Consider the following 12,829-nt stretch of genomic DNA (forward strand, 5'->3'; position numbering starts at 1 on the left):
AGTTCTAGCAGACGCATCAGCGCACCCGGCGGCCGGCATCGCGCCGATGCGTCAGTTCGACCAGCTCGTCGTGAGCGCGCTGCTCGATGCGTCTCTGCTGAATAGCGGCCTGCGCCAGATGGCGCTGCTCCAGCAGCCGCAAGGCTTTGACCCGTTGCTCGGCCTGCATCCATTCGGCCAGCCGCGCCTGCCAGTCGCGGTGCGCAGCGTCGATGGCATCCTGGCCCACCTGCATTTCAGCGGCCTGCGCGTGCTGCAAACGGTTCATTTCCTGCAACTGCGCCGCCGCCACGCCGCCGCGCAATTCGCCGGCCAGTTGCACGATGTGGGCGTCGCGCAGCGCGGCAAGCTGCACCTGCCGGCCGCGCGCGCGCAGCCAGATGCCATGTGCGAGCTTGACCGCGCGCGCCAGCGTTTCGCCGCGCCGCTCCGCCAGCTGCAGCACGCGCGCCAGGGCAAACGGCTTCATCCAAGCACCTCGTCGAGGCCTGCGCGCGCGGCCTCCAGCGGTGCGCGCTCGCGCACGCCCTGCATCAGGTAGCCCTGCATTCCGGGGTACAGCCGCACCCCTTCGTCGAGCACCAGATCGGCGCCCGGCACGTAGGCGCCGACGGCAAGCAGGTCGCGGCTGCGCATGTAGCGCGAATAGAGATACTTGAAGCGGCGCGTGCGTTCCAGCGCCTCCTCGGGGAGCAGATCGGGCTGTGCCCGGCTGATCGAGGCCTCGATGTCGATCGCCGGGTAATGGCCGGCGTCGGCGAGATCGCGGCTCAATACGATGTGGCCGTCGAGGATCGCGCGCGCGGCGTCGGCGATCGGATCCTGCTGGTCGTCGCCTTCCATCAGCACGGTGAAGAAAGCGGTGATCGAGCCGCTGCCGCTGCGGCCGTTGCCGGCGCGCTCCGCCAGTTGCGGCAGCTTGGCGAACACCGACGGCGGATAGCCCTTGGTGGCGGGCGGTTCGCCGATCGCCAGCGCCACCTCGCGCTGCGCCATCGCGTAGCGGGTGAGCGAATCCATGATCAGCAGCACGTGCTTGCCCTGGTCGCGGAAATATTCGGCGATCGACATCGCATACGCTGCGCCGTTCAGCCGCATCAGCGGCGGATGATCGGCGGGCGCGGCCACCACCACCGCGCGCGCCATGCCTTCGCTGCCGAGGATGCGGTCGATGAATTCCTTGACCTCGCGCCCGCGTTCGCCGATCAGGCCGACGACCACGACATCGGCTTCGGTCATGCGCGCCATCATGCCGAGCAGAATGCTCTTGCCGACGCCGCTGCCGGCAAACAGGCCGAGCCGCTGCCCGCGCCCCACCGTCAACAGGCCGTTGATCGCGCGCACACCGACGTCGAGCGTCTGCCGGATCGGCGCGCGTTCCAGCGGATTGATCGGGCGGCTGTACAGCGGCACCCGGCGCTCCAGCGACAGCGGGCCCATGCCGTCGAGCGGGCGCCCGGCGCCGTCGAGCACGCGCCCCAGCAGGCGCTCGCCGACCGGCACCTGGCGCACCCGGTCCTGCGCGCGGCGGCGCGGAATGTAGCGCATGCCCAGGCGCGGCGGCTGCGCCGCCAGCGGGTCGTCGGGGATCACCCGCGCCCCCGGCATCACGCCGTAGATGTCGGTGGCCGGCATGATGAACAGGCGGTCGCCGGAGAACCCGGCCACCTCGGCCTCGATGCTCTGTCCGCCGGGAATCTGGATGTGGCACTGGCTGCCTACCGGCAGGCGCAGACCCACCGCCTCCATCACCAGACCGGACACCCGGGTCAGCCGCCCGCTGGTGGCGATCGGCGTCGCCCAGCCCACCGCGCGGCGGCAATCGGCCAGGTATTCGCGCAGGCGGACGATGCGCTCCATCACTCGATCCAGTTCAGGTTGGAGCCGAGCACCTGCACCACCTGGCGCCAGCGTGCCGGCAGGGTGGCGTCGAGATCGCCCTGCGAGGTTTCGATCAGGCAGCCGCCGCGCACGATGCGCACGTCTTCCACGATGCGCAGGCGGTTCTTGTCGAGCACCTGGTCGAGATGCGGGCGCACCAGCGCGGCGTCGTCCGGATTCAGCAGCAGGCGCGCTTCGCGGCTGGTTTCCGCCATCTGCTTCAGCGCCAGGTTGACCACGTCGAGGATGCGTTCGGGACGTGCCGCGAGTTCGCCCGCCACCACCTGGCGCGCCACGTCGAGCGCAAGTTCGAGCACCATGTCGGCGAGGCGGAAATCGAGGTTGTCGAGGGTCGAGGAAAAGCTTTCGGCCAGCTGCTTCATGCGCCCGCAGGCCTGTTCTCCTTCCACCCGCCCGGCGGCCAGTCCTTCGGCGTAGCCCTCGGCGCGCGCGGCCTCGCGCAGCCCGGCCAGCTCGGCCGCGGCATCCGCGGCCGGCGACGCCTCGCCTGCCGGCGCGGCCAGCTCCACCACCTCCCACTGTTCGAATGCGGTGGTGTCTTCGTGTGTGCTCATGCCGCCTCCTCTTCCGGGAATGGAATCGCCCCCTCTGCCGCCAGCCGCCGCAGGGTGGCGCCGGCATCGTCCTGCGCGGCCTGGATCGCGGTCACCGGCAAGCCGCCCAGGGTGTCGAGATCATCGCGCATGCGCTGTGCCGCGGTCGGACTCATCACCGCAGTGAGCGCGTCGAGCACCCGCCCGTCGCTGCCCTTCAGCGCATGCAGCAGGGTGCGGGCGCCGATATTGCGCAAAAAAGTCTTGCGGCCCGCTGCGGGCAGCCGCGCCAGGTCCTCGAACACGAGATTGCGCACGCGCAGGCGCGCGGCCAGGCCTGCGTCGTTCCGATCGAGCTGGCTCAAGGCGGCGGCGGCGCTGCCCTCGCTCATCTGCCCCAGCAGGCTGGCAACCGCGGCTTCGCCCTGCGCCGGCGCGGTGGTTTCCAGGCCGGCCAGCCAGTCATCCAGCTCGCGTAGCATGTCGGGGCTGGGCGCCTCGCTGTGCGCCAGGTTCAACAAGGTGTCGGCGCGGGTCCCGGCGGGCAGCAGTTCGAGCACGACGGCCGCGACGTCGCGCGGCAGGCGCATGACGACCACAGCGATCAGTTGCGGCGGCTGCGCCTCCAGCAGACCGGCGATTTCCGCCGGTTCGCGCCAGGCCAGCTTTTCCAGCGACTGCGCGCCCGCGGCGCCCAGCCGTTGCAGCAGCGACCGCGCGCGCTCCGGGCTCAGCGCCAGCTTCAGCGTTTCGTCGAGAAAGCGCCCGGTGTCCGCGGCGAACCCGGTCTGCTCGGCCGCTTCGGCCGCGTAATCGCGCAAAATGATGCGCACGCGTTCGCGCGGCAGCACTTCCAGTTCACGCATGGCGCTGCCCAGGCGGCTCACTTCCAGCGGACTCAGGTAACGCAACACGGCCGCCGTGGCCTCCTCGCCCAGGGCGAGCAGCAGCGCGGCGGATTTTTCGATCCCGGCCTGGCTCATGCGCGCATCCACAGCCTGATGACATCCGCCGCCACGCGCGGATCGGCCAGTACCTGGCTGCGGGTCGCATCCAGTTCGGCGTCGAAATCATCCGCCTGCATTTCGCTGGCGGGTGCCCGGCGGATACGCCGCCAGCCAGCCACGCCGAGCACGGCCAGGGTCGCCGCGGCAGCCGCCAGCGGCCATTGTGAAAAATGGAATGGACTCTCCGTGCTCGGCAGCGGACTGGCCGGCTGCACCCGCGGAATCGGGCCGGGTGCAGCCGGCGCTGGGGGAAGCGCAACGGCAACGTCGGCCTGCATCTTGGGCGCCACTGCAGGCAACGCATACACGCTCAGGCTGTCGCCGCGCGCCGGCAGCAGACCCAGCGCCTGGCGCGCCAGCTGCCCGGCACGCCTGAGTTCGCCGGCGCTGGCGTCGAACCCCAGAATCACGATGGCATTGATCCGCTGGACGCGGCCTTCGGGAACGCGCGTGGTGCGCACGGTCTTCTCCAGCGGACGCGCCTGCCCGGCCACCACGACGTTGCGCACGCGCTCGACCGTCTGCCGGGTTTCGCTGTCCGCCAGCGTCGCGGTCACCTGCACGCTGACACGGTCTGCGCCCAGCCAGGGCGTCAGCACGGCCAGCGCACGTCGCGCCAGATCCTGCTCCAGCGCCAGACGCTGCGTCTGGGCGGCTTCGGGGACCACGCCGCCCAGCACGACGCCGCGCGGATCGAACACCTGCACTTCGGCGCGCTTCAGGCGCGGCACGCTGGCGGCCACCAGCGTCTGGATCGTCGACACCTGCCCGGCATCCAGCCGGGCGCCCGGGCGCAGCCGTACCAGCACCGCAGCGGTGGCGGGCGGCGCATCGCGCAGGAACGGCGAGACCTTGGGCAGGGCGAGGTGGACCCGTGCCAGTTCGACCGTATCCAGCTTCTGGATCGAGCGCGCCAGGTCGATTTCGAGCGCGCGCTGGTAGCGCTGCTGTTCCTGCAGCGACGAGGTGCCGAAGCGGGGAGAACGGTCGATCTCATCCTGCGCATCGGCATCGATTCTGGGCAGACCCAATGCAGCCAGACGATAGCGTGCCGCATGCAGCTCTCCGGACGGCACTTCGATGGTGCCGTCCGCGGCGGACAGACGATAGGGGATGTCGAGCCGTTCGAGCGCGCCGATGACCTCGCCGCCCGCGCGGTCGGACAGCTGCGTGTACAGCACGCGATAGACCGGCGGGTTGAACCACAGATAGGCGGCAGCCAGCGCGGCCAGCGGCAGCAGCACCAGCAGGGCAAGCATGAGGCGGCGCAATGGGCTCGCGTCGGCGATCAGGTCGCGCAGACTGCTCAGCCAACCCGGCACTGCACGCACCTCGTCTGCGTTGTCGGGGTCACCGGGTTTGCCTCGCGCTTGATGGGTTGGGTGGTCACCCGCGGAATTATAACCAGTCAGGCGCAGCCACAGCGCGCAACACCACCTGCAGCTGCCCTGCCCGCTCGCGGCCCTGGAACCACCAGATGCCGCCTTTCTTCACCGCCAGATCGCCCGCCTGCCCGGCCAGCAGCTGCATCGCCACCTGCCCCAGCGTGGGTTGATGGCCGACGACCAGCACCGGATAGGCCGCATCCGGCCAACCCGCCGCGGCCAGCACGTCCGCGGCATTGGCGCCGGGCGCCAATGCCGCCACCTCTTGGTATTCACGCCCCAGTGCCTGCGCGGTTTGCCGGGCGCGGGTGGCGGGACTGGCCAGAATGCGGATATCCGGCGGCAGCCGCGGATTGAGCCAGTCGGCCATGCGCGCCGCCTGCTTGCGGCCCCTGGCGGTCAGTTCACGGGTGGCATCGGGGAACGCGTCTTCCGCCTCGGTGTGCCGCCACAAAATCAGTTCCATTTCGGTTCCCTCACAATACCGGCCCCGAATCGTGAGCCACGCCTATTGTGCCGCAGCCGCGCTTGCCGAAGACGACAATCCCGTCAGCGGCAGCCGCAGGGTGAAGCAGCTGAATATTCCCGGTTCGCTTGCGACCTCGACTGTGCCGCCGTGTTTTTCCGCCACGGTGCGCACGAAATACAGCCCCAGTCCGCTGCCCGTCGTCTGTTCCGCGGCGCGGCTGAAGCGGCGGAACAGGCGCGCCCGATCGGCGGCGGCGATGCCGGGGCCGTGGTCGGTCACGCTGGCCTCGGCCCATTCGCCTGCGCAGCGCAAGCCCACCGTCACGCTGGAATGCGCCGGCGCGTAATGCACCGCGTTCAGCACCAGATTGAGCATGGCGCGATGCAGCAGGCCGAACTCGCCCTGCACCCACAGCGGATCGTCGGGCAGCTGGCGCACCAGCTGCACCGACTTGGCGCGCGCCGCGGCGAACGCATCGTCGATCGCCTGGTGCACCAGCGCGGCAAAGTCGAGTTCCTCGAAACGGGCGGCGTCCAGCATCTCGGCACGCGAAGTGCGCAGGAATTCTTCCGCCAGCGTCAAGCCGCGGGTCAGCGGGTCGCGCAGGCGGGCTTGCGCAGCGGCTGGCAGCGCGTCGAGCTGCATCAGGGCGGAGGCCAGCGGCGCACGGATGTCGTGCGAGATGAACGCCAGCGTTTCGCGCTGCTCGTCCTGCAGATGGCGCAAGCGGTGCGCCGCCGCCTGCACCTGCTGGATACGCGCCTCGAACGGGTCGTGCGACAGCACCCTCGGCTGGGCATCGGCCGCCGGCCCCAGTTCCTGGCGCAGCCGTTTCAGTTCGTGGTCGAGAAAGCGGCCTGCGCCCTCCAGGCGCCGCCAGCTCCATACCGGATAAGCCAGCAGGATCGCCAGCAGCGCGCCGGCAACCGGCATCCAGACCTGGACCCAGAACGGCAGCGCGATGGCGGCCGCGGCCACGGCCACGAACCACAGCGCACTCGCCAGCAATCCGCCCAGCGGATTCAGGCGCGGCAGCCACAGCAGCGGCGCCAGTGCCAGCAGGGCGGCGGCCAGCAGTGTGACGGCGGGCGGCACGTCGCGCACCAGATGGCCGCTTCGCATCGACTCCAGCGCATTGGCGTGCACCTCCACCCCCGGCATCGGCTGGCGCTGTCCCGACACCGGCGTCGGCAGCAGGTCGCCCATGCCTGCCGCGGTGGCGCCCACCAGCACGATCTTGTCGCGGAAGGTGCCGGGGGCGAATTCTCCGGTCAGCGCCTGCACATACGACAGCGTCCGCACATGCCCGGGCGGCCCCAGAAACGTGATGCGGCGCGGCGCCGTCCGCACCAGGGCAAACGGCATCGCATCGGCAGCGGCGGGCGGAGTCCGGCTGAACGACGCTGGCAGCGCGCCGGCGGTGGCCAGCACCGCCTGCGCAAAATGCGGCCACACCGGCGCGCCCACGCCTTCCCACAGGAAAATGCTGCGCGCAATGCCGTCCTGGTCCAGTTCGGCATGCACCCGTCCCAGCGCCGCCGCCTGTTCCAGCAACTGCGGCAGCGGCAGGGTCTCCAGCAGCTGGCCGTTGACGCGGCTGCTTTCCAGCAGCACCGGCAGCACCACATTGCCCGCACGCGCGATCGCTTCCGCCAGCGCCGCGTCGGCGGGCTGATCGGCGGTGTCGGGTTCGGCGAAGACCAGGTCGAGACCGATCGCGCGCGCGCCATCGGCATGCAGGCGGTCGACCAGCGCGGCATGCAGCCGCCGCGACCACGGCCAGCGGCCAAGCTTGGAGAGGCTGTCTTCGTCGATGGCGACGATCACGAGATCCGCCGGCGGCGGCCGGCTGTGCAGGCGCTGCCCGAGGTCGTACAGCAGGTTGTCGACCCGGTTCAACACGCCGCTGCCGGTCACCAGCAGCGCGATCGCCAGCAGGATCAGTGCCGTGGAGAAACGGTCGTTGCGCAGAAAACGCAGCCGGAGCGGATCGCGGCGCACGGGCGGTTACATGGCCAGCAAGGGCAGCAGCAGCAACAACGCTTCCCAGCGGAAGCGCGGCGGCGCCTCGATCACCCGGGTGGCGTAAGGCCCCGCGGTGCCGTCGGCCTCGACCAGCCGCGCGGCCAGGTAATACGTCGCCGGATCGAGCGGCGAGGCATGCAGCCGGCCATCGGCGCTGTCGCCCTGCCAGACGACCCGGGTGCGTTCGGCGTCGCGTGCCAGCACCAGTTCGTAGCGCAAACCGGCGGGCGGCGGCGGCAAGGCGAGCTTGAGACCGTTTTGCGCGAACGCCGGGGCGGCCTGGCCAAGGTCGGGCGCGCCCGGCAGCGGATCGTAGACGAAACGCTGCGGCGGCGAGAACGGCCCCTGCTCGTCGCCTTCGATGCTCGCCACCCGCCAGTGGTAGGCGCCAGGCGCCAATTCCCCGGGCGGAGTCAGGCGCGTTGCCGTGGTCCGCTCGGCCAGCAGCATTCCCTCGAACGCCGCGTCGCGCACCAGCTCGACCCGGTACGCGTTCGCGCCCACCACCGCGCTCCATTGCAGCGCGGGTTGCGCGCTGCGCACGCGCGCGCCGGGCGCGCTCGGCAACGGCGCAAACGGGCGCGCGTCGAGCTCGAATGCGTGCACGGCATCGCGTCCCTGCAGGCCTAGGGCGTCGGCCGCGCGCACCCGCAGCACGTAGCGGCCATCGGGCAGGTCGGCAAAGCTCAGCCGTGGCGCCGCGCTGGCCTGTTCCAGCAGCAGCGGCCCGAACTGCGCCTCCGCCGCCGTCGATTCCCCGGCCTCGCCGGCGCCGGGGGAATGGCCGGCGCGGGAGGCGATCTGGCCCAGCCATGACACCGCGCCCGGTAAGGCCGGCAGCGTAAAGCGCAGCGGCAGGGCCTCGACCCGCCGCGGCAGCGCGGACACGTCCGGTGCGAGCAGCAGCGCCGTCGGCGGGCGCGGCGGTTTGCCGGCTTCCGCCAGGCTGCCCTGCCCTGCCATCACGGCCACGCGTTGCCCGGCCGCAGCCAGGCCCACTTCCCCCTCCAGCGTTTCTTCGCGGGTCACGCGCGGCTCCGCGGCGACGCGGAAGCGGGTGCCGCGCACCGCCGCCACCGCGGACGGCGTGATCACCTGCAAGCGGCTGCCCGGCGCGCGGCGCGGGTTGGCGCCGACGTCGAGGCGCCCCTGCTGCAGTCGCAGCCGGGTGTCGACCATGCCGCCGCCGGCATAGACGCTGACGCTGTCGAGCGTCATGCGCGCACCGGGCTGCAACACCACCACCGAGTCGTCGGCAAAACGCAGCATTGCGCTGCTGTTGGCGGCGCTGCTCAGGCTGGCCCCGGCGGCCAGCTGGTCGCCCGTCTGCAAGGCGCGCTCCGCGCCATCGGGCAGGCGCAGCCGCACCTGCCCCGTCACCGCGACCACCGTCGCCGGCGCCGGCGCATGCCGCAGCCAGGCGAGCGGGATGCGCAAGGCGCTGCCGGGAACCAGACGATAGGGGTTGGCAATGCGGTTGTGGCGCTGCACCCGCGGCCAGTCGGCCGGGCGTGCCAGATAACGCGCCGACACGCCGATCAGGGTGTCGCCCGGCCGCAGCGTATAGCGCCATTCCGGGCCGGGGTCGGCGGATTCCGCCGCAACGGGCGCGGCAAACAGCAGAAAGGCGAGCGAACAAAGCCGCAGGCGCACGGTCATGAGGCTAGGGCGTGTTAACACTAATTTCGCGTCCGCGTTGCCGCGAGAAAGCGATGGATGCAAGGCGCGTCGCGCTGGCAAGGGCCATCCCTTTCCAAGCGGCGCAACGCCGCAGACGCGCTTTCTCGGGGCAACCCGAAGGGACGGGCCGATTCGGGCGCATGCCTTTGCCGCGAGCCGCTTGCAGTGAACGACACTGCTGCGCGTCTCGCTTCGCGGCCTGCATCCCGAATCGGCCTCGTCGCGGGCGTGAAATTAGTGTCAACACGCCCTATTCCACGCGCTCCAGCCGATAGCCCTGACGGTACACCGAAGTCAGCCGCCAGCCGTTTTCCGGCACCAGCTTCAGCTTGCCGCGCAGGTGGCTGACGTGGACATCCACGGTGCGGGTATCGATGTCGGGGCTGGAGCCCCACACCACCTGGATCAGGTGTCCGCGCGGCAGCAGCATGCCGACGCGGCCGAAGAAATACAGCGCAAGCTCGGTTTCCTTTTCGGTCAGCTTCACCGGCTGTCCGTCCAGTTCGAACTTGCGGTTGCCGAAATCCACCTGGACCGGGCCGAAGTCCTGCACCGGCTCCGGGCGCAACTGCGCCGAGCAGCGCCGCGCCACCGCGTGGATGCGCGCGATCAGCACGCTGCGCGATGGCGGCTTGACCATGTAATCGTCGGCGCCGGCCTGGATCACCTGCACCACGTCCTCCTCCGCGTCGCGCCCGGTCAGGAACAGCACCGGCGGCAGCGTGCCTTTCAGCTTGAGGTTGGCCATGACGTCGGGGCCGCTGATGTCGGGCAATATCCAGTCGAACAGGCACAGGTCGTAGCGTTCGTCGGAGAGCGCGCGTATGCACTCGCGCCCGGAACGGAACCAGCTCACGCTATGCCCGGCCTGTTCCAGCCATTCGATGATGTTGGCGGCAAATGCCGCGTCGTCTTCCAGGAATGCGATTTTCATTGTCGGATACGATGACAGCCGGATGTCGGTATTCATGGAGCACGGATTGTGGGTGGAAAAGCCAAAGCGGGACTAGTGGCAATCTACCAGCAAGGCGCCGTTTCCATGAAATTTTGCAAATGCTTTGCATTTTCGCCAGGCGCGTCGGCCGTGTCGGCCGCCTGCTGCGCCGCCAGCCAGCCGAGCACGAATTGCCCCATCGGTTCCGTGTCCAGCCGGGCCTCAGCCAGCAAGCCCCGCGCCATCCGCGCATCGTTGGCGCGGCCCAGGCTGTCCTGTGCATCCCGCAGCACAGCCTGGTATCGTGCACCCCTGCCGCGGGCGAACAGTTCCTGGAAAAATTCGGCCGCGTAGCGCTGGCGCTTGATCGCAATGCGCAGGGCATGGCGCTGTTCCGGCTGCAGTTGCGCGAATCTGCGCGCACCGCGGACGATGGGGCGATGCCCCTTCTGCAGCGCCCGGCGCGCCCACTTTTTCAATGGCGACAACTGGACCAGGCGCTGCGTTTCGGCGGCGGCGCGCCAGCCGCGCTGCAGCAGCCAGCGCTGGAATGCCAGCAGCCACGCGCCCGGCTGCGCCTGCGCGAGCGCCGTCCGCATGGCCGCCCGCACCCCGGTTCTGCGCGCCTCCAGTGCTTGCCGGCCGCGCTGCCATTGCGCCGCATCGGCGTAATGCGGCGCAATCGCCGGCAGGGTCTCGCTGCACAGCACGTCCCAGTCGCGTGCGGAACCGAGGGCGGCGGCCAGCGCGCGCAGCTGCGCCAGCAGCGCATCCGGCACCGCGCACACCCGCCGGTATAGCCGCAGCGCCGCGCGCAGGCGCCGCAGCGCCACCCGCGCCTGGTGCACGTATTCGATATCGTCGGATACCAGCACCCCCGGCAGATTGGCCTGGAACTGCGCCAGGCAGGCCTGGCAGATCGCGGCAAAGCCGTCTTCCACGCTCATTCCACTGTCCAGCGCCAGCGGCGCAGATTTGGCCGGCGTTGCCTCCTCGCCACGCGCCAGGCGCACGCCCCGGTCGGCCTTGCTGTCATCCAGCGGCACGCAGTCGAACCGCCGCGCCCAGTCCTGCGCCAGTACAAACAAGGTATCCGGTTGACCGGCCCGGAGTTCGAGCTCGATCTCGCAAATCGGCTGGCTGTGCCGGCCAGCGCGCACCTCGCCCACATCCAGCGCCACTTCGATTTCCGCGCCGCCACGACTGTCGATCAGCCAGGCGGTGCGGTTGAAGCGCGTTTCGAACACCACTCCCAACTGTGCACGCAGTGCCTCCGGCACCAGCGCGCGCGCTTCGGGCGGAAATTTTTCCCAGTCCAGCTGGCTGCGGGATATCGCCATTTCGTATTCGGCGCGCCGCGACAGGCCGCCGTGCCGCTCGCCCTCGGTTTTCAGCGTTTGCAGCCAGCGCCGCCCGGTTCGCCGCACCCTGACCGCCACGCCGAGTGCGCTCAGGGAAAAATCCGGCGTATCGAAATAACGCGTGACGAGTTCCTGCTGCAGCGGTGCGTTGTGCTGCCGCGCCATCAGCTTCGTGAATGCCGCCGCCCGCTGCGGGGACAACGCCAGCTTGAGCTCGATTTCGACCGGCTGCGATGTTGTCATATAACTGTCATGTCATGATTGAAACAGGCGCTTATCATTGAAGCCCATCTTCGATACTAGATCATGACCCCTCCCAGCCCCGACACTCTCATCAACCGCGAACTCGGCATCCTCGAGTTTCAGCGCCGCGTGCTGGCCCAGGCCGACGACCCTGGCATGCCCTTGCTGGAGCGGCTGAAGTTTCTCTGCATTTTTTCCAGCAACATGGACGAATTCTTCGAGGTGCGGGTGGCCGGGCTCAAGGAGCAGATCCGCGCCAACCTGACCCAGCTTTCGCCGGACGGCTTGACGCCGCGCCAGCAGTACCGGGCGGTATCCGAGACCGCGCACGCGCTGGTCGCCCGGCAGTACGAACTGTTCAACGAGGACATCATCCCCCTGCTGGCGGAACAGGACATCCACTTCTTTCGCCGCACGCACTGGAGCGAGGCGCAGGCGGTGTGGATCCGCGACTATTTTTTCCGCGAACTGATGCCGGTACTCACCCCGGTCGGACTCGACCCTTCGCACCCCTTCCCGCGCGTGCTCAACAAGAGTCTCAACTTCGCCGTGGAGCTGTCGGGCCGCGATGCCTTCGGCCGCAATTCCGGCGCCGCAGTGGTGCAGGCGCCGCGCGCACTGCCACGCGTGATCCGGCTGCCGGAAGACGTCGCCGGCTGCGAATACGGCTTCGTCTTTTTGTCATCGGTTCTGCACGCCCACGTCGGCGAACTTTTCACCGGCATGACGGTGGAAGGCTGCTACCAGTTTCGCGTCACCCGCAACTCCGACCTGTTCGTCGACGAGGAGGAAACCAAGAATCTGCGCAAGGCGCTGCAGGGCGAACTGCCACAGCGGCATTTCGGCGCGGCAGTGCGGCTGGAAGTGGCCGACAACTGCTCGGCCTCGATGGCGGCTTTCCTGCTCGAGCAATTCGAACTCGACGCCGATGCCCTCTACCAGGAGCGCGGCCCGGTCAACCTGGTACGGCTGATGCAGGTGCCCGACTGGGTCGACCGCCCCGACCTCAAGTTTCCCCCCTTCATCCCCGCCCTGCCGGCGCAGCTTGCCAAGGACACAGACATCTTCGCGCAGATCCGCAAGGGCGACATCCTGCTGCACCATCCCTTCGAATCGTTCCAGCCGGTGATCGACTTCATCGACCAGGCGGCCGACGACCCGCACGTCGTCGCCATCCGCCAGACCGTCTACCGCACCGGCACCGACTCGCAGCTGATGCAGGCGCTGATCCGCGCCGCACAGTCGGGGAAGGAAGTGACCGTCGTCGTCGAGCTGCTGGCGCGCTTCGAC

General features: G+C 69.6%; 11 protein-coding genes. 1 reads left to right on the top strand and 10 read right to left on the bottom strand.

Annotated elements, in window-relative coordinates:
* Positions 1-16 precede the first annotated feature (16 nt).
* From Q0L94_RS01815 to Q0L94_RS01860, 10 genes are all read right to left on the bottom strand, one after another.
* Positions 17-469 (bottom strand): flagellar FliJ family protein, encoded by a 453-nt coding sequence (locus Q0L94_RS01815; protein WP_296749543.1) that lies wholly within the window; start codon positions 467-469, stop codon positions 17-19.
* Entirely contained in the window at positions 466-1,860 is a 1,395-nt protein-coding gene (gene fliI / locus Q0L94_RS01820; RefSeq protein WP_296749545.1) for a flagellar protein export ATPase FliI, read from the bottom strand. Before fliI ends, Q0L94_RS01815 begins: the two co-directional genes overlap by 4 nt.
* Entirely contained in the window at positions 1,860-2,456 is a 597-nt protein-coding gene (locus Q0L94_RS01825) for a flagellar assembly protein FliH (protein ID WP_296749547.1), read from the bottom strand. The genes fliI and Q0L94_RS01825 overlap by 1 nt, the downstream gene beginning before the upstream one ends.
* Positions 2,453-3,418, bottom strand: coding sequence for a FliG C-terminal domain-containing protein (locus tag Q0L94_RS01830; RefSeq protein WP_296749549.1), 966 nt, complete (start codon positions 3,416-3,418; stop codon positions 2,453-2,455). The genes Q0L94_RS01825 and Q0L94_RS01830 overlap by 4 nt, the downstream gene beginning before the upstream one ends.
* Entirely contained in the window at positions 3,415-4,764 is a 1,350-nt protein-coding gene (gene fliF, locus Q0L94_RS01835) for a flagellar basal-body MS-ring/collar protein FliF (RefSeq protein WP_296749551.1), read from the bottom strand. Before fliF ends, Q0L94_RS01830 begins: the two co-directional genes overlap by 4 nt.
* Before the next feature lie 76 nt (positions 4,765-4,840).
* Positions 4,841-5,293: a histidine phosphatase family protein gene (locus Q0L94_RS01840; RefSeq protein WP_296749553.1), complete on the bottom strand. Its 453-nt coding sequence runs from the start codon at positions 5,291-5,293 to the stop codon at positions 4,841-4,843.
* A gap of 42 nt (positions 5,294-5,335) precedes the next feature.
* Positions 5,336-7,297, bottom strand: a complete 1,962-nt coding sequence (locus Q0L94_RS01845) for a CHASE2 and HATPase_c domain-containing protein (RefSeq protein ID WP_296749555.1) — start codon at positions 7,295-7,297, stop codon at positions 5,336-5,338.
* 6 nt (positions 7,298-7,303) lie between these two features.
* On the bottom strand, positions 7,304-8,980 hold the full coding sequence (locus tag Q0L94_RS01850) for a FecR domain-containing protein (protein ID WP_296749557.1): 1,677 nt from the start codon (positions 8,978-8,980) through the stop codon (positions 7,304-7,306).
* 271 nt (positions 8,981-9,251) lie between these two features.
* Complete coding sequence (locus tag Q0L94_RS01855; RefSeq protein ID WP_296749559.1) at positions 9,252-9,935, bottom strand: response regulator transcription factor; 684 nt, start codon at positions 9,933-9,935, stop codon at positions 9,252-9,254.
* Between the two features lie 83 nt (positions 9,936-10,018).
* Positions 10,019-11,539: a CYTH and CHAD domain-containing protein gene (locus tag Q0L94_RS01860; protein WP_296749561.1), complete on the bottom strand. Its 1,521-nt coding sequence runs from the start codon at positions 11,537-11,539 to the stop codon at positions 10,019-10,021.
* A 63-nt stretch (positions 11,540-11,602) separates the two neighbouring features.
* On the opposite strand from Q0L94_RS01860, the gene ppk1 reads away from it, so the two are divergent.
* On the top strand, positions 11,603-12,829 hold a 1,227-nt coding region (gene ppk1, locus Q0L94_RS01865; protein ID WP_296749563.1), incomplete at its 3' end, for a polyphosphate kinase 1.

This window comes from Thiobacillus sp. (assembly GCF_024708915.1).